General features: G+C 70.3%; 14 protein-coding genes and 1 pseudogene. 3 read left to right on the top strand and 12 right to left on the bottom strand.

What is annotated here, in order from left to right:
• Nucleotides 1-70: 70 nt before the first annotated feature.
• Both AK36_RS28945 and AK36_RS28940 read left to right on the top strand, forming a co-directional pair.
• Complete coding sequence (locus AK36_RS28945; protein WP_045579819.1) at nt 71-1,978, top strand: amidohydrolase; 1,908 nt, start codon at nt 71-73, stop codon at nt 1,976-1,978.
• Between the two features lie 84 nt (nt 1,979-2,062).
• On the top strand, nt 2,063-2,737 hold the full coding sequence (locus AK36_RS28940) for a hypothetical protein (RefSeq protein ID WP_011880445.1): 675 nt from the start codon (nt 2,063-2,065) through the stop codon (nt 2,735-2,737).
• 88 nt (nt 2,738-2,825) lie between these two features.
• On the opposite strand, the gene AK36_RS28935 is transcribed toward AK36_RS28940, so the two are convergent.
• From AK36_RS28935 to AK36_RS34515, 12 genes and pseudogenes are all read right to left on the bottom strand, one after another.
• Nucleotides 2,826-3,938 carry an alkene reductase gene (locus AK36_RS28935; protein ID WP_011880444.1) on the bottom strand — a complete coding sequence of 371 codons (1,113 nt, stop codon included), beginning with the start codon at nt 3,936-3,938 and terminating at the stop codon, nt 2,826-2,828.
• 46 nt (nt 3,939-3,984) lie between these two features.
• On the bottom strand, nt 3,985-5,202 hold the full coding sequence (locus AK36_RS28930) for an MFS transporter (protein WP_011880443.1): 1,218 nt from the start codon (nt 5,200-5,202) through the stop codon (nt 3,985-3,987).
• 181 nt (nt 5,203-5,383) lie between these two features.
• On the bottom strand, nt 5,384-6,301 hold the full coding sequence (locus AK36_RS28925; RefSeq protein WP_011880442.1) for a LysR family transcriptional regulator: 918 nt from the start codon (nt 6,299-6,301) through the stop codon (nt 5,384-5,386).
• Nucleotides 6,302-6,386: 85 nt separating this feature from the next.
• Nucleotides 6,387-8,648: a xanthine dehydrogenase family protein molybdopterin-binding subunit gene (locus AK36_RS28920; RefSeq protein WP_011880441.1), complete on the bottom strand. Its 2,262-nt coding sequence runs from the start codon at nt 8,646-8,648 to the stop codon at nt 6,387-6,389.
• Nucleotides 8,648-9,148 carry a (2Fe-2S)-binding protein gene (locus AK36_RS28915; RefSeq protein ID WP_011880440.1) on the bottom strand — a complete coding sequence of 167 codons (501 nt, stop codon included), beginning with the start codon at nt 9,146-9,148 and terminating at the stop codon, nt 8,648-8,650. The genes AK36_RS28920 and AK36_RS28915 overlap by 1 nt, the downstream gene beginning before the upstream one ends.
• Nucleotides 9,145-10,431 carry a c-type cytochrome gene (locus AK36_RS28910; protein ID WP_011880439.1) on the bottom strand — a complete coding sequence of 429 codons (1,287 nt, stop codon included), beginning with the start codon at nt 10,429-10,431 and terminating at the stop codon, nt 9,145-9,147. The genes AK36_RS28915 and AK36_RS28910 overlap by 4 nt, the downstream gene beginning before the upstream one ends.
• Before the next feature lie 260 nt (nt 10,432-10,691).
• The gene (locus tag AK36_RS28905; protein ID WP_045579818.1) at nt 10,692-11,849 is read right to left on the bottom strand and encodes an amidohydrolase family protein; all 1,158 of its coding nucleotides are present in this window, start codon (nt 11,847-11,849) and stop codon (nt 10,692-10,694) included.
• On the bottom strand, nt 11,846-13,519 hold the full coding sequence (gene actP / locus AK36_RS28900) for a cation/acetate symporter ActP (RefSeq protein ID WP_011880437.1): 1,674 nt from the start codon (nt 13,517-13,519) through the stop codon (nt 11,846-11,848). The genes AK36_RS28905 and actP overlap by 4 nt, the downstream gene beginning before the upstream one ends.
• Nucleotides 13,516-13,875, bottom strand: a complete 360-nt coding sequence (locus AK36_RS28895; RefSeq protein ID WP_011880436.1) for a DUF485 domain-containing protein — start codon at nt 13,873-13,875, stop codon at nt 13,516-13,518. The genes actP and AK36_RS28895 overlap by 4 nt, the downstream gene beginning before the upstream one ends.
• A 64-nt stretch (nt 13,876-13,939) precedes the next feature.
• A complete protein-coding gene (locus AK36_RS28890; RefSeq protein ID WP_011880435.1) occupies nt 13,940-15,166 on the bottom strand; it encodes an FAD binding domain-containing protein in 1,227 nt (408 codons plus the stop codon).
• A 1-nt stretch (nt 15,167) separates the two neighbouring features.
• A complete protein-coding gene (locus tag AK36_RS28885) occupies nt 15,168-15,641 on the bottom strand; it encodes a VOC family protein (protein WP_011880434.1) in 474 nt (157 codons plus the stop codon).
• Between the two features lie 158 nt (nt 15,642-15,799).
• Nucleotides 15,800-15,892 (bottom strand): annotated as a pseudogene (locus AK36_RS34515) (type VI secretion system baseplate subunit TssE); the annotation flags it as partial.
• Nucleotides 15,893-16,293: 401 nt separating this feature from the next.
• On the opposite strand from AK36_RS34515, the gene AK36_RS28880 reads away from it, so the two are divergent.
• Nucleotides 16,294-17,559: an NAD(P)/FAD-dependent oxidoreductase gene (locus AK36_RS28880; RefSeq protein ID WP_011880433.1), complete on the top strand. Its 1,266-nt coding sequence runs from the start codon at nt 16,294-16,296 to the stop codon at nt 17,557-17,559.
• Nucleotides 17,560-17,586 lie beyond the last annotated feature (27 nt).

Raw genomic sequence — 17,586 nt, 5'->3', positions numbered from 1 at the left:
GTGCCGGCCGCATTGGCGAGTGCGTACGAGCCGCGGACCGCGCGGCGCGCCGCGCACCGGAGGCCCGACAGTGCTTAGAGCGACGGAACCCGCGCACTCGGCGGATCTCGTCGTCTTCAACGGCAAGATTGCGACACAGGACGAGCGGGGCTCGTTCGTCAGCGCGCTCGCGGTGAAGGACGGGCGCATCGTCGCGACCGGCGACGATCGCGACGTGCTGCGCCATGCGGGCGTCGCCACGACGCGCATCGACCTGCACGGCCGCACCGTGATTCCCGGCCTCGTCGATGCGCATCTGCAGGCGATCCGCGGCGGCCAGACCTTCAACCTCGAATTGCGCTGGGACGGCATACCGTCGCTCGCCGACGCGCTCGACCGGTTGCGCCGGCAGGTGCGGCGCACGCCTGCGCCGCAGTGGGTGCGCGTCGCCGGCGGCTGGAGCGCGCTGCAGTTCGCGGAAAAGCGCGGGCCGACGCTGGCCGAGCTCAATGCAATCGCGCCCGATACGCCCGTGTTCGTCCAGCACCTGGGCGACAGCGCGTGGCTGAACGCGGCCGCGCTGCGCGCGCTCGGCTACGACCGCGACACGCCCGATCCGGGCGGCGGCGAACTGCGGCGCGACCGCTACGGGCGACCGACCGGGCTGCTGCTCGCGCGGCCCGACCCGGCCGTGCTGAGCGCGGCGCTCGACCCAGCGCCGGCGCTGTCGGACGGCGACCGGCTCAACTCGACGCAACAGTTCATGCATGCGCTGAATCGCGTCGGCGTGACGAGCGCGATCGACGCGGGCGGCGACGGCCTCGTCTATCCGGACGACTATGCGGCCGTCATGACGCTCGCGCGGCGCGGCGAGCTGACGACGCGCATCGCCTACGCGCTCGGCGCGCGGCATGCGGGCCGCGAAGTCGACGACTTCGCGAAATGGATCGCACTGACGGCGCCCGGCGACGGCGACGCGTTCCTGCGCACGCACGGCGCCGGCGAGCGGCTGCTGTTCTCGGCGGTCGATCTCGGCAACTTCCTCGAGCCGCGCACCGAGCTGCCGGCGTCGCTCGAGGCGGATCTCGCGGCCGTCGTGCGGCTGCTGGTGCGCCACCGCTGGCCGTTCCGGCTGCATGCGACCTACGACGAGTCGATCGGCCGTTTCCTCGACGTTCTCGAAGCGGTGAACCGCGAGCTGCCGTTCGACGGCTTGCGCTGGTGCTTCGACCGTTGTGAAACGCTGTCGGACGCCAATATCGCCCGGATCGCAGCGCTCGGCGGCGGCGTGACCGTGCAGCCGCGCATGGCGTTCCAGGGCGAGGCGTTCATCGCGCGCTACGGCGCGACCGCGGCGCGCCGCGCGCCGCCGATCCGCGCGATGCTCGCGGCCGGGCTGCCGGTCGGCGCGGGCTCCGGTGCGACGCAGACGGCCGGCTACAACCCGTTCGTCGCGCTGTACTGGATGGTGTCGGGGCGCTCGGTCGGCGGCACGCCGCTGTACCCCGCGCGTGCGCGGCTCGGCCGGATGGAAGCGCTGCGCGTCCACACGCTCGGCAGCGCGTGGTTCTCGGCGGACGAGCACCGCAAGGGCGCGCTGACGCCCGGCCGGTACGCGGACTTCGCGGTGCTGAGCGACGACTACTTCGCGATCGACGTCGCGCGCATTCCGCAGTTGTCGTCGGTGCTGACGGTCGTGGACGGCAAGGTCGTGCACGCGGATGCCGAATTCGCGTCGCTCGCGCCGCCGTTGCCGCCCGTCAGCCCCGCGTGGTCGCCGGTGGCCGACCGCGGCGCAGACGGCGGCGCCGACGATGCGGCGGGCGGCGCGCGAGCCCGTGCGCGCGCGTCGGCAGCGGCGGGCGCATGCGCCGAGCCGGGGATGGACGCGTGCCGTACCCGCGGCCACGGACGCCGCTTCGCGCGCTCGCGCTTCCCGACGGCGAGCGCCGCCGGCGATCGTTGCGACGCGTTCGGCTGCCGCTGCGTCGCGTTCTAGCGCGCCGCCCCGGCGTGCCGCGTGCGCGGCCGCGCGTTGCATTGAACGATTTTCCGCCCCGTGCACGGGGCATGAGGAGACGAGATGAATGCTGCGCACACGCGCGCACCGGCTGACGGCGGCGAAGTGGCCGGCGTGCGCATTCCGCGCACGCCGCTGGCGATCGACGCGGCCGACGCGGCGCGCGCATCGTTGCCTGCCGCGCTCGCCGGTCACGCCGCGCGCGTATTCGTGTTCGCGTCGCTCGCCGCGCGGCGCGCGGGCGACACGTGCGATGCCGATGCGCTGTATGTCGCCGCGATGTACGTGAACATGGGATTGAGCCACGCGTACTGCCGCTCGACCGCACGTTACGAGCTCGACGGGGCGGATGCCGCGCATGCGCTGCTGCTGCGGCATCGCCGCTCGCGGCGCATGCGCGACGACGTGTGGCACGCGATCGCGCTGCATACGACGCCGGGCGTGGCCGTGCGCGCATCGCCGCTCGCGCGCGCGCTGGCCGGTGCGGTGTCGACCGATCTGATGGCGACCGACTTCGACGCCTATACGGCCGCCGAGCGGGCCGCGCTGCTGGCCGCGTACCCGCGCGGCAGCGGTTTTCGCGAAGCGTTTCTCGACACGGTCGCGCGCGGCGTCGAACATCGGCCGCAGTCGACGTTCGGTACGTGGAGCGCCGACGTGCTCGAACGCGCGGACCCGGATTTTCATCGGCCGAACTTCTGCGGGCGCGTGCTGGGCGCGCGATGGACCGACGCGTGACGGCGTCGGTGCGGCCGGGCGAAGGCCGGCTGCCGCGGGATGGGGCGGGCGGCGACGGGTAACTGCACGCTCTCCGCCCCCCACATCCCTACACCCCCGCTTCCGCCGCATCGTGCCGCGCATAGTCCACGTAACCGGCGCGGTCGCCGCCGTACCAGCCGCTCGACTTCGGCTGCGCGAGCGGTGCGCGCGTCGCGAGGCGCTCGACGAGATCGGGGTTGGCGATATACGCACGCGCGAACGCGACGAGATCGGCGTCGCCCGCATCGAGCAGCGCGTTCGCCGCGTCCGGCGCGATGCCGCCGTTGACGATCAGCGTGCCGCCGAACGAGCGGCGCGCCTGCGCGACGATGCGCGGCAGATCGGGCTCGCCGCTCCAGCCGTTGGTGTCGGCCGCGTGCAGGTAGGCGACGCCCGCGTCGTCGAGCATGCGCCCGACGTAGGCGTAGGTCGCATCGGGATCGGCGTCGCGCACGTTGTTGTACTTCGCGTACGGCGAAACGCGCACGCCGACGCGGCTCAGCGGCATCACGCCGCCCACCGCGTCGACGATCTCCTCGAGAAAGCGCGCGCGGTTCGCGACCGAGCCGCCGTAGCGATCGTCGCGGCGGTTCAGCGTCGACGACAGAAACTGGTGCGGCAGATAGCCGTTGGCCGCATGGATCTCGACGCCGTCGAAGCCCGCGGCCATCGCCTGCATTGCCGCGTGGCGGAATTCGGCGACCGCTGCGACCACTTCGTCGGTCGTCATCGCGCGCGACGGCGTCGCGTGGATCTTCGTGTAATAGCCGTTGTGCAGCTGCGCCCACACCTGCAGCTGCTCGAGGTCGTCGTTCACGCCCGACGGCGACAGCGGCGCGGCGCCGTCGAGCAGCGCCAGCGAGCCGACGCGCCCGCCGTGCCACAACTGCGCGAAGATGCGCCCGCCGTTCGCATGGACGGCGTCGGTGATCTTCTTCCAGCCGGCGACCTGCGCATCGTCGATCAGCCCGGGCGTCGATTCGAACGCCGCGGACGCCGTGCTGACGTTGGTCGCCTCGGTCACGATCAGCCCGGCGGACGCGCGCTGCGCGTAGTACTCGGCCATCAGTTCGGTCGGCAGGCCGCGCGACGGCGCGCGCGAACGCGTCATCGGCCCCATCACGACACGGTTGGGCAGCGCGAGGCCGCGCAGGTCGTAGGCACTGAGCAGGGAAGACATGGTGGACTCCTTTCGTTTCATGTTGGGCGCGGTGACGTCCGCGCCGTTAGCCTTGGGCGTGGCGGCGCGCATGCGGCCGCCCGATCGCGAGGTAGTGCGCGAGCGCGACGACCGGGAACACACCAGCCACCGCCGCGACGAGTGGCCAGCCGCCGCGTTCGTAAAGCGGGCTCGCGAGCGCCGAGCCGAGCGCGCCGCCGACGAAGATGCTCGTCATGTACAGCGCGTTCAGGCGATTGCGGCTCGCCGCATGCAGCGCATAGATCTCGCGCTGGCCGAGCACCATGTTCATCTGCACCGCGAAGTCGAGCACGATGCCGGTGACGACGAGCCCGTAGAGGCCCGCGCCGTGCACCAGCGCGATCGCATACGCGAGGGCGCCGGCGATCAGCGCGATCAGCGTCGCGCGCACCGTATGGCCGGCGTCCGCGAGCCGGCCGGCCACCGGCGCCGACGTCGCGCCGATCGCGCCGACCAGCGCGAACACGCCGATCGCCGTTTGCGACAGACCGTAGTGGCGCGTCAGCTCGACCGGCACGGCGGTCCAGAACAGGCTGAACGACGCGAACATCAGGCCCTGGTAGAACGCGCGGTGACGCAGGATCGGCATCGTGCGGACCAGATGCAGCAGCGAGCCGATCAGCTCGAAGTAGGTCGCGCGATGGTCGGGCTGGCGCGCCGGAATCGTCAGCGCGAGCACCGCGGTGACGAGCGTCATCAGCACGGCCGCCGCCGCGAACACGAAGCGCCAGCCGAACGCGTCGGCGACCACGCTCGACAGCGGACGCGCGAGCAGGATGCCGAGCAGCAGCCCGCTCATGATGGTGCCGACCACGCGGCCGCGCGAATGATCGGGCGCGAGATGCGCGGCGAGCGGCACCAGGATCTGGACCGCCACCGAGCTGAAGCCGATCAGCAGCGAGATCGCCAGAAACAGCCCGGCGGTGTGCACGAACGCGGCCGCCGCGAGGCTCGCGATCGACACGACGGCCGTCACGATCATCAGCTTGCGGTTCTCGAGCAGATCGCCGAGCGGCACGATGAAGAACAGGCCGAGCGCATAGCCGATCTGCGTCAGCGACACGATCAGGCTCGCCGTGTCGCCCGACATGTGGAGCCCCGGCGCGATCAGTTCGGTGATGGGCTGCGCGTAGTACAGGTTCGCGACGATCGCGCCGCAGCTGAACGCGAACAGCAGGATCAGCCCCTGCGTGAGTTTGGCGCCGTGCGCGCCCGCCGCGAGCGGCGTTGAATCTGCTGACATGGTCGACTCCTGAAAAAGGGAAGGGCGGGCGCCGTATCACCGCGCCGGCAGCGCCTGTCGGCCCGGCGGGCGACGATGCACCGCATTGCCGTCGATACTATTGATCATTCGATAAAACGGGAATCGAGCGGGCGCGCAATCGAGCGTTGCGCGGCACGCAAAGGTGCCGCGCCGCGCGGGTTCAGCCGCGCTGGCCCTGCAGGGTGGGAATCCGCTCGAACTGGCTCGCGAGCCAGTCGACGAACACCTTGAGCTTGACGGGGATGTGACGGTTGGGCGGATACAGCACCGAGATCGGCCGCGGCGGCGCGTTGAATGCGGTCAGCACTTCGCGCAGCCGCCCCGACTTCAGGTACGGGTCGACCAGATACAGCGACGTCTTGATGAGGCCGATGCCGGCCACGCCGCACTCGATGTAGTTGTCCGCATCGTTGACGGCCACCGTGCCGCACATCTGCACGACGCGCGGTTCGCCGTCGACCACGTAGTCCCACACGCGCGGCCGGCCGGTGTCGGCCGAGATGTGGCTGACCGCGACGTGCTGCGCGAGATCGTCGACGGTCTCGGGTTCGCCGAAGCGGGCGAGGTACGCGGGCGACGCGCACGTGCAGGTGGTCAGGCTGCCGATTCGCTTCGCGATCATCCCCGAGTCGTCGAGCGCACCGATGCGCACCACGCAGTCGACGCCTTCGCCGACCAGGTCGATCTGCCGGTCGGTCACGCCGAGCTCGATCATGATGCCCGGATGCGCTTCGAGAAACTCCGGCAGCGCCGGCACCACGACCTGCCGCGCCATCGCCGGCGGCAGGTTCACCTTTAGGCGGCCGCGCGGCACGTTGCGCGCGTGCGATACCGACGCCTCCATGTCGTCGATCTCGCGCAGCACCGCGACCGAGCGCTCGTAGTACGCCTGACCGTCCTCGGTCAGCGAGATGCGGCGCGTGGTGCGGTTCAGCAGCCGGCAGCCGAGGTGCTGTTCGAGGGCGCTCAGCAGCGCGGACACGCGCGGCGTCGTGAGGCCCGTGGTGTCCGACGCGCGCGTGAAGCTGCCGGTTTCGACGATGCGCGTGAACACGCGCATCGAAAGCAAGGTATCCATCGTCGGGGTTCTCCAGGCGGTGGGCGCGTGGCGCCGGTGCGCGCCGGCGCCATCGGCGCGGGTAGGTCGGGCGTCGCGCGGCGCGCTACGCGTCGATGCGTTTTCTCAGCGCGTCGCCGGCGAACGGCATCTCCCGCATGCGCTGGCCGGTCGCATCGAAGATCGCGTTGGCCAGTGCGCCGGCGGTCGGCCCCATCGACGCCTCGGCCGCACCGAGAAACGGCGCGCCCGGACGATTGACGAGGTGCACCTTCACGCTTTGCGGTGCGGCGGAGAAACGCAGGATAGGATAACTGCTCCAGTCGAAGCTGCGGATCCGCTCGGTGTCGTATTTCAGCGCCTCGTACAGCGTCCAGCTCGCAGCCTGCACGATGCCGCCCTCGATCTGGTTGCGGATGCCGTCCGGCGACACGATCTGGCCGGCGTCGACGGCCGCTTCCGCGTGCTCGAGCGTGACCTGCCCCGTCTCCGGCACGATCGACACCTCGACGGCGATCGCGACGTACGCCATCAGGTTCTTGTACTTGCCGAACGCGAAGCCGACGCCGCGGTTGCGCGCGCGCGGCGGCCGCGGCCAGCCGAAGTGCGTCGCGACGAGCTTGATGACCTGGCGCGCGCGATGGTCGTCCATGTGGCGCAGCCGGAACTCGACCGGATCGACGCCGGCCGCGTGCGCGAGCTCGTCCATGAAGCTCTCGATCGCCCAGACGTTGGTGTGTGCGCCGAGCGAGCGCATTGCGGAGGTCTGCAGCGGCATCGTCGGCGAGAAGTTGTTGACGATGTGCTGGTTCGGCAGCGTGTACAGCGGGATCGCGTTGCGGTCGGCGCCGCCTTCGGGCTGCAGCATCGGCGTCGACGGCGCGGGCACGAACGGCGGCTCCAGCATGCGCGCGGGCAGCAGCCGGCCGGCGTCGACGATCCGCTCGTTGTGCGAGCTGCTCCACAGCGCGTAGTTCCAGTCGACGATGCGGCCGCTCGCGTCGAGCGACGCGCTGACCTCGGTCACCATCGCCGGCGTGAAGTGATCCCACGTGTGTTCCTGCTCGCGCATCCACTGCACGCGGATCGGCTTGCCGGGCAGCGCGGCCGCGATCAGCGCGGCGTGCGCGGCCACGTCGTCCGCGCCGTTGTGGCCGTAGCAGCCCGAGCCCTCGGTGTGGATGCAGCGCACGTTCGCCTTCGGCATCGACAGCATCTGCGCGAGCGCATCGCGCAGCGGGTAGACGCCCTGCGAATGGGTCCACACCGTCATCATTCCGTTCTCGAGATGCGCGACCGAACACGACGGCCCGATCGACCCGTGCAGCAGATAGTTCTTCAGGAACGTCGCGTTCAGCGTCTTCGCGGCCGGCGCCGTCGTCGCGTGCGTGTTCGCGATTTCGATGCGCTGCGTCGAGATCCGCTTCAGGTCCGCGTGGACGGTGGCGCGATCGGGCAGCTTGCGGCCCGGCGACCAGCGGCAGCCGGCGGCCAGTGCGCGCTGCGCGACCACCGCCTGCCACTCGCCCTGGGCGACCACCGCGAGCATGCTGCCGTTGCGCACGATCCGCACGACGCCCGGCAGCTTCAGGATCGCGGCTTCGTCGAACGACAGCAGCTTCGCGTCGTACACCGGCGGCATCACGACGCGCGCGTGCAGCATGCCGGGCAGCTGCATGTCCTGTACGTAGCTGACGCCGCCCGTGACCTTGTTCGGAATGTCGACGCGCGGCAGCGACGTGCCGATGACCGCGAACGTCGACGGATTCTTCAGCGGCGACGTCGGCGCCGCGTTGCGGTGCAGGTCGACCGTGCGGATCGCGTCGCCGTAGGTCATCGTGCGGCCGTCGGGCGCGCGGATCACCGCGTCGGCCGTGGTCAGCGTGTTCGGAGCGACGCCCAGGCGCTTCGCCGCGCCCTCGACCAGCAGCGCGCGCACCTGCGCGGCCGCATTCAGCAGCGCGGAGCCGCTGTCGGCCATCGTGTGGCTGCCGGCGGTCAACCCCTCGTCGGGCGACGCGCCGGTGTCGGCCGTCAGGAACGTGATCAGCGACGGCTTCATGTCGAGCTGCTCGGCGGCGACCTGCAGCAACGCGGTGCGAATGCCGGTGCCCAGCTCGACCTTACCGGTGAAGACGGTCACCTTGCCGTCGGGTGCGATCTTGATCCACGCGTCGAGCAGCGGATTCGTCTTCAGACTGCCGGCCAGCGCCTGCGTGGCTTTGGCGACGTGAACGGCCGCGCCTTCGTCGGCGATCACGAGCTGCGCCGCCGCACGCGCGGCAGGCGCGAGCGTAAACGCGACGAACAGCGCGCCGGAGACGATGAAATGCCGGCGGCCTTCGTCGATGTCGTCGTGGGAATTCATCACAGTGCCTTGCTGATCGTGACGGGAGCGGAAGCCGGTTCCGGAGCCGGCAGCCCGGCGACCGAGCGCACGGCCGCGAGAATGCGCATGTGCGTGCCGCAGCGGCACAGATTCGGCTCCATGTGCGTGCGCAGCTCCTGCTCCGTCGGTTTCGGATTGCGCTCGAGCAGCGCCTGCGCGCGCATGATCATGCCGGCGATGCAGTAGCCGCACTGCGCGGCCTGGTGCTCGACGAACGCGCGCTGCAGCGGCCCGGGATGCTCGGCAGTGCCGAGGCTTTCGATCGTGCGCACGTTGCGCGAACCGACCGCGGCGACCGGCATCAGGCACGAGAAGGTCGGCTTGCCGTCGACGATCACGGTGCAGGCGCCGCATTGGCCGAGCCCGCAGCCGAACTTCGCGCCGTGCAGGTGCAGGTCGTTGCGCAGCGCGTACAGCAGCGGCGTGGATGGATCGATGTCGAGCGTGTGCCGCACGCCGTTGACGGTGAGGGTGATCATCGAGCGGTGTCCTCTTTTCTGAGCTTGGCGGCCATCGCGTCGGCACCGGTCCACGCGGGGCGATCGGTGTATGCCGCGCGAACGTACGCGGCGAGATCGGCGATCTGCGCATCGTCGTACTGGTCGACGAACGACGGCATGTAGTTCAGCGTGTCCTCGCCGTGCCAGCCGATGCCGTTGAACATCATCTGGATCGCGTTGCGCGGCGTATCGGCGTTCAGCGCGGTGCTGAACGCGAGCGTCGGACGCTCGCCGATCGACTGCATCGGCGCGCCCGGCCCGTGGCACTGCGCGCACGATGCCTGGAACAGCACGGCGCCGCGCTGCGCGGCCGGGTCCTTCGCGATGCGTTCCGACCCGGACGCGGTGTCGCGCGCCCGCGCATCGGCCGGTTTCTGGATCGACAGGATGTACGTGGCGATCGCTTCGACGTCGTCGGCCGGCACCGTCGCGAGATCGCGCGTGACCGGCAGCATCGGCCCCGCTGCGGCGCCGTGCTCGCTCGCGCGGCCGGTGCGCAGATACGTGACGAGCTGCGCCTGCGTCCACGGGCGCGCGGCGTGGCCGAGCGCGTTGAGCGGCGGCGCTTCCCAGCCGTCGACGAGGCCGCCGTCGAACGCGCGGCCGCCCTGTTCGCCGCCGATCGCATTCAGCGGCGAATGGCACGACGCGCAGTGGCCGAGGCCATCGACGAGCATCCTGCCGCGGTTCCATTGGGCGGATTGGGCCGGGTCGGCGCGATAGGCGCCTTCACGCAGGAACAGCACGTTCCAGAACGCGACCAGCGGCCGGAAGTTCAGCGGGAACATCAGGTCGTTGGCCGGCGCGCTCGCGTGTACCGGCTCGCGCGTCATCAGGTACGCATAGGCTGCGGCGATGTCGTCGTCCGACATCCGCGTGAAATGGATGTACGGGAACGCCGGGTAGAGCGGCTGGCCGTTGCGGCCGATGCCGGTGCGCAGCGCGCGGGCGAACGCGTCGCGCGACCAGCGGCCGATGCCGGTGTCCGGATCGGGCGTGATGTTGGTCGCGTAGATCGTGCCGAACGGCGTCGCGAGCGGCAGGCCGCCGGCGAACGGCTTGCCGTCCTTCGCGGTGTGGCACACGACGCAATCGCCGAGCGCGACCACGCGCGCGCCCGCGCGCACGAGTTGCGGATCGAACGAAGCGGCGGCCGGCGGATCGATCGGCGCGATCGCGGGCCGCACCATGATGCCGATCGCGACGGCGATGCCCGCGATCGCGATGCCGGCTGCGCCGATCCAGAGTCGCTTGTGCTTCATGCGTGCTCCGTGCGCGTCGGGGCGCCGCACGACGCGTGCAGGCCGTGTCGTGCGGGTCGGGTTGTCGCGCGCCGGTGATGGGCGACAGGGGTCATGTGATTACTCCAGCAGTCGATGACGAGCGCACGCGCGGTGCTGCGCGGCGGCTCAGGATGGCAGTCTACGCACGGGGCGCGATCAAGGCCTGAAGCCCGGCTGAAACGTTCTGAACGCATCGGACCGGTGAACAGGCCCCGGCGCGGCGCGCGCCACGCCCGCGCCTAGATCCGCAGCAGCCGGCCGGCATTGCCGCCCAGCACCATCGCGCGCTGGGCGGCGGTGAGGTCCAGCCGGTCGAGAAAGCGCACCGGCTGCGCGTAGCCCATGTCGAAACAGTAGTCGCTGCCGAGCACGAGCCGGTCGATGCCGACCGTGTCGATCAGGAAGTTCAGCACTGGCCCCGAATGCGACACGGTGTCGTAGCTGAAGCGCCGCAGGTAGCTGCTCGGCTGCTGCGCGAGCCGGCGCGTTTCGGGCCGCACGCTCCAGCCGGCATCGAGCCGCCCGACCAGGATCGGCAACGCGCCGCCCGCATGCGGCAGCGTGAAATGCAGCGCCGGATGGCGGTCCAGCACGCCGCCGAGTATCAGATGCGAGCCGGCGATCGCGGTGTCGAACGGATTGCCGAGCAGGTTGCTCAGATAGAAATCGCCGAGCCGCGCGCCTCCGACCGTCTGCTGCGGATGCAGGAACACCGGCAGCCCGAGCTGCTCGATGCGGGCGAAGACCGGCGCGAAGCGCGGGTCGTCGAGGTCGCGGTTGTCGATGTTGGTGCCCATGTAGACGCCGCGTACGCCGGGCAGCTGCGACGCGCGCTCGAGCTCGTCGATCGCGTCGGTCGCATCGAGCATCGGCAGCGTCGCGAGCACGACGAAGCGCGTCGGATGACGCTGATGCACGTGCGACGCGGCCGTGTTCCAGGTGCGCGCCAGTTTCGCGTTGAACGGCCGGTCGCCCCAGTACGCCATCGGCACGCTCAGCGACAGCGCCTGCACGTCGACGCCGGATGCGTCCATGTCGGCGAGCCGCGCGTCGACGTCGATGAACTTCATCGGCAGCGGCCCGAGGCCGCCGGCCGGCGTGCGGAACGTGAAGCTCGTGTCGTCGCAGGTGAACGCGCCGCCGAACCGCTTGCCTTCGCCGCCGACCAGCGAGCAGAAGCTCTCCGGGTAGTAGTGCGCGTGAATGTCGATCGCGCGCGGGTGGGCGGCGGGCGGCGTGGATGGAGCCGATGAAGCCGATGAAGCCGATGCAAGCGATGAAACCGAGCCCGGCTCGGCGGCCGTCGCCGGCCGCCCGGCAACCGCCGCGCCGGCGAGCGCCGCGAATGCGCCCAGCATGCGGCGCCGGCCGCTGGACATGCAGCAGGTACAGGTCATCGTGTCGTCTCCAGGTTGTGATGGTCGTACTGCGACGGCACGACGCCCAACTCGCATGCGACGAGCTGCAGATCGAACAGCTCGCGTTCGCGGCGCGCGCGGGCCGACCGGTCGGTCACCGACACCGCGACGATCGCGACGAACGCCGCCGCCATCGAGAACAGCGCCGGATACTCGTACGGGTAGGGCGCATGCGCGTGGCCGAGCACCTGCACCCAGACGGTCGGGCTCAGCACGGTCAGCGCGACCGCGGTGACGAGGCCGACCGCGCCGCCGACTACCGCGCCGCGCGTGGTGAGCCCGCGCCAGTAGATCGACAGCAGCAGCACCGGGAAATTGGAGCTGGCCGCGATCGAGAACGTCAGGCTGACGATGAACGCGATGTTCTGCTTCTGAAACGCGATGCCCAGCACGATCGCGAGCACGCCGAGCACCAGCGTCGTCGCGCGCGCGACGCGCATTTCGTCGCGGTCGGTGGCGCGGCCGCGGCGCAGCACGTTCGCGTAGAGGTCGTGCGAGATCGCCGACGAGCCGGCCAGCGTCAGCCCGGCGACCACCGCGAGAATGGTCGAGAACGCGACCGCGCAGATGAAGCCGAGAAACAGGTCGCCGCCGACCGCGTGCGCGAGATGGATCGCGACCATGTTCGCGCCACCCGCGATCGCGCCGCTTGCGTCGTGATACTGCGGGTCCGCGGCGACGAGCGCGATCGTGCCGAAGCCGATCACGATGATCAGCGCATAGCCGGCGCCGACGATGCCGGTCGCATAGAGAATGCTCTTGCGCGCGGCGCCGACGTCGCCGACGGTGAAGAAGCGCATCAGGATGTGCGGCAGGCCGGCCGTGCCGAAGATCAGCGCGAGCCCGAGCGACACCGCGGACACCGGATCGGACACGAGCCCGCCCGGCCGCATGATCGCCGCGTGCTTCGGATGGATGCGCATCGCCTGCGCGAACAGCGCGTCGAGGCTGAAGCCGAAGCGGCTCAGCACCATGACCGCCATGAAGGCCGCGCCGGCGAGCAGCAGCACGGCCTTGACGATCTGGATCCACGTGGTCGCGAGCATGCCGCCGAAGAACACGTAGACGACCATCAACACGCCGACGATCACGACCGCGACCGTGTAGTTCAGCCCGAACAGCAGCTCGACCAGCTTGCCGGCGCCGACCATCTGCGACACCAGGTACAGCAGCACGATGACGATCGAGCTCGACGCCGCGAACGCGCGGATCGGGCGTTGCTGCAGCCGGTACGACACGACGTCGGCGAGCGTGTACTTGCCGAGGTTGCGCAACGGCTCGGCGATCAGGAACAGGATGATCGGCCAGCTCGCGAGGAAGCCGACCGAATAGATCAGCCCGTCGTAGCCGCTCGTGAACACGAGCGCGGAGATGCCGAGCAGCGACGCGGCCGACATGTAGTCGCCGGCGATCGCCCAGCCGTTCTGCAGCGCGGTGATGCGGCCGCCGGCCGCGTAGTGATCGGCGACGCTGTGGTTGTGGCGCGCGGCCCAGCGCGTGATGACGAGCGTCGCGGCGACGAACAGCATGAACATGCCGATCGCGAGCGGATCGTGCGCGGGCGCATGCACGGCCGGTGCGGCCGCGCATGCGGGCGTTGCGCCGGCCGCCGCGACGATCGACGCAGCGATGGTGGCGGCGCGCTTCATTGGCCGCCTCCGTCGCGAATCGACGCGACGCGCGCGTCGTGTACCGAATTGGCGCGCCGCACGTACAGCGCGACGAGCGCGAAGGTCGCGACGAACATCCCGAAGCCGACGGGGATGCCCCACGTCGTCGTGCGGCCCGGCGCGATCGGCCGGCCCAGCCAGGCGGGCGAGAACGCCAGCGCGAGAATGAACGCGAAGTAGAGCGCGAGCATGACGGCGGTCAGCGACCACGCGAACCGCCTTCTGCGCGCGACGAGTTGGCGGAAGCGGGCATCGCGCAGCAGCGGGTGCTGGGGCGCGGCGAATGCGTCCGGATCGGGGACGGGGCCGGCGCAAGCCGGAATCGAGCGGTTCACGGTGTCTCCTGGTTGGTATCGGTCATGACGTGGTGCGGCACGTCGGGCAGGCGGCCTGCGCGATTCACAGTTGCGGCGGCACGGCGGTGTCGCGCATCACGATTTCGGGCGTGCGATAGCGCTCGGCCATTTCGCGTTCGGTGTCGTTCTGCAACTGCGCCTGCATGTACGCGCCGAGATGACGCGCATGCTGGACGATCGCGGCGCCGAACGCGGTGCGCGTGTCGCTGTAGGCATGCAGCGCATCGAGCGTATCGGCGTGGGCGCCCAGCGCCTGCACGAGCGCCATCGCGTCGCCGGCCGCCTTCGTGACGCCCATCCCGCAGTGCGGGCGCGCGACGAACGCGGCGTCGCCGAGCAGTGCGATCCGGTCGAACGTCATGTGCGGCACCTCGAGGTCGTAGATCGGCTGAAACAGCGGCTGCGCGGCGCGCGACACGACTTCCGCGAACTGCGGCGCGAGCAGCGCATGCGCGGCGTCTTCCATCGCGGCGAGCACGTCGGGCCGGATCAGCGTCGGCGGAATGCCGCCGGCCCACTGCTTGCCGGTCGCGTCGGTCAGCAGGTTCGGCAAGTCGGTGTCTTCGCGGGTCGCGCGATACCAGACGAAGTTGTAGCGGCGCTCGCCGGGCTGCGTGCTGTTGTGCCGCCCGGCAACCGGGTAGCCGAGGATCTGTTCGCGGGGCGGCAGCCCGAATGCGAACTTGCCGAACAGCGTCGCGTGCGTCGTGTCGGACAGCTCGCGTTCGTCGACCAGCCCGCGCCACGCGACATAGCCCGCGTATTGCAAGCGCGCGTCGGGCAGGAAGGTTTCGCGGATCGCCGAGCGCAGGCCGTCCGCGGCGATGACGAGATCCGCGTGGACCACCGAGCCGTCGGCGAGCGTGACCGACGCGCGATCGGGGCCGTCCGCCACGTCGGCGACCACGGCGCCCGCGTGGTAATGCTGGTCGGGCAGCGCGGCGCGCAGCACGTGGTACATCTTGCTCCACGCGGTGAGCGTCTGCGGCAGCGGCCGCTCGGAGGCGAGCGAGCCGTCGCGTGCGAGCGTGATGCGCGCCTCGACGTTCACGCCGATCGACGCGTCGATCCGGACGCCGGCCGCGCGCAGCACGTCGAACAGCTCGGGATGCGTGACGATGCCGGCGCCGCGCCCGGACAGTTCGTCCGGCACGCGCTCGAACACGTCGACGTCCCAGCCGTTGCGCAGCAGCAGGTTCGCGGCGAACAGGCCGCCCAGTGAGCCGCCGACGATGGCGGCATTGCGCTTGGTCGAATTGCGGTCGTTCATGTCACGCTCCACGGGTAGCCGCGGCTGCGCCGCGCGGGTCGAGGCCGGCCACTTCGGCGGCCGGATAGTTCAGTTCGATCGTCACGCCCGACGGGTCTTCGATGAAGATCTGATGCAGCCCGAGGCTCGGCACGGTGCGGTCGCGCCACGCGACGTTCTCGGCGCGCAGCGTGCGCCACATCGCTTCGACGCCGGTCGCGAGGAACGCGATGTGATCGACGGTGCCGGTGCCTGTCGCTGGCACGGCCTTGTCGCCGAGATAGGCGGCAAGGCCGCGCGGGTCGGCCGGATCGATGCCGATCAGGTGCACGATTCCGTAGTCGGCTTCGTCGTCGCCGGCGTATAGCCACGCGCCCGGGAAGTCGAATGGCGGGCGGTAGCCGCGCTTGAAGCCGAGCACCCGCTCGTAGAACCGGCACGACCGGTCGAGGTCGAGCGTGCGGATCGAGTAGTGCGCGAGTCGCGAGACAGGCATGGCGAACTCCTTGTTTATCGAGAGATAAGTTATCGGTCGATAAATTCTAGGCGAAAAGACGCACGGCACAAAGCCGGAAGTGCGCCGTGTTAACCCTCGGTGTCGGATGGGGCGGGATCGGGCCGCCGCGGCTGGGTTGGAGTGACCCGGGCGTCGAATCAGTGGCGGTCAGCCGCCCGGCGTGTCAGCCACATGCGGCCGGGCGGCTCGAAGTCGGTGCCGAACCGCACCAGGCCGGCTTTCTTCAGATGGCCGCGTCAAGGCCAGCCGCTTGATGTAGAACCTGGACTGATCGGCAAGCAGCCGGGACGCCATGCCTACGAGCAGGCCGCCGTTGAGGGGACCGATATCCCGGACCATCTCTATCGTGAATTCGGAGTTGCCGGCCCGTCAGCGAGCCGTGATTGCATCGAACGATGCTCTGGAATACAGCACAAAGTCTGGGGTTCCGACCGTGGCCTCTCGGCAGGCTACAACCCGCGTTATAGCGCCGGCGCGTTGAGTGAAGGCTGACCGCGCCAGCCCCCACCCACCCCGCCTTAATTGTTATGAACCCCGCCACGCACCGCGCCCCACGGCGTACATTCGCGACTGCGGCGGCGATCATCCCACCAGCCGGCCGCGTCCCCATCGCCAACATCGGGAGCCGCGCATGAATCAGCCGCACCACATACGAATCATCGGCATGCCGCGCAGCCGCGACGCGTATGCGATCCGCGATTTCCTGCAGCGTCGCATGGTCGCGTACGACTGGTGCGAGCTCACCTCCGACGCCGACAGCACGCGCGAGCTCGGCATCGCACCATTGCGCGACGTCCGGCTGCCGGTCGTGATCTTTCCGGACGGCTCGCGCCTGTACCGGCCGACGCTCGCGGAAATCGCCGCGCGGCTCGGCTGGGTCGCGCAGCCGCGCTTCGTCGAATACGACGTGTCGATCTACGGCGCGGGGCCGGCCGGTTTGTCGGCGGCCGTCTATGCGGCATCGGAAGGGCTGCGCGCGGTACTGATCGAGCGCGCCGCGGTGGGCGGTCAGGCCGGCACCAGCTCGCTGATCGAGAACTACATGGGCTTCCCGGACGGCATTCCCGGCGCGGAACTCGCGGAGCGCGCACGAGAACAGGCCATGAAGTTCGGCGTCGAACTGCTGACGATGCGCGAAGGCGTGCACGCGCGCTTCGTCGACGGCAAGATTCACGTCGATCTCGCCGATGGCTCGGTGCTCGTCGCCCGCTCGAACATCTGCGCGACCGGCATCGAATACCGCAGCCTCGGGCTGCCGGAGGAGCCCGCGTTTCTCAACGCCGGGCTGTTTTACGGCGCCGGATCGAGCGAGGCGCCGATGTGCTCCGGTGAACACGTGTTCATCGTCGGCGGCGGCAATTCGGCCGGCCAGGCCGCGATGAATTTCTCGCGCCATGCGCGCGAGGTCACGATGCTCGTGCGCGGCGCATCGCTCGCCGACACGTTGTCGCGCTATCTGATCGACCGGATCGAGCGCACGCCGAACATCGCGGTGCGCTACCGGTCGGCGGTCGACGCACTGTACGGCGACGGCTGGCTCGATGCGATCGGAATCCGCACGGACGACGGCCCATCCGAACGCGTGCCGGCCACACGCCTGTTCGTCTGCATCGGCGGCGCGCCGAATACCGAATGGGCGAAGGACACCGCCATCATCCGCAATTCCGGCGGCTATCTCGTCACCGGCACCGATCTGTACGACTGTCCGGCGTTCGAACGGGTGTGGCCGCTCGAACGCCGTCCCTACTATCTCGAGACCAGCGTGCCGGGCTCGTTCGCGGCGGGCGACGTCCGGTCCGGGTCGGTCAAGCGCGTCGCGTCGGCAGTCGGCGAAGGCGCGATGGCCGTGACCTTCGTGCACCGGTTTCTCGGCGAGGATGCGCACCGGCTCGCATGATGCGCGCGTGCATGCGCGCACCGCACG

The organism is Burkholderia vietnamiensis LMG 10929 (genome assembly GCF_000959445.1).
Lineage (GTDB): Bacteria > Pseudomonadota > Gammaproteobacteria > Burkholderiales > Burkholderiaceae > Burkholderia > Burkholderia vietnamiensis.
The sequence above is the reverse complement of the archived record's forward strand: the minus strand, read 5'-3'. Positions and strand labels throughout refer to the sequence as shown.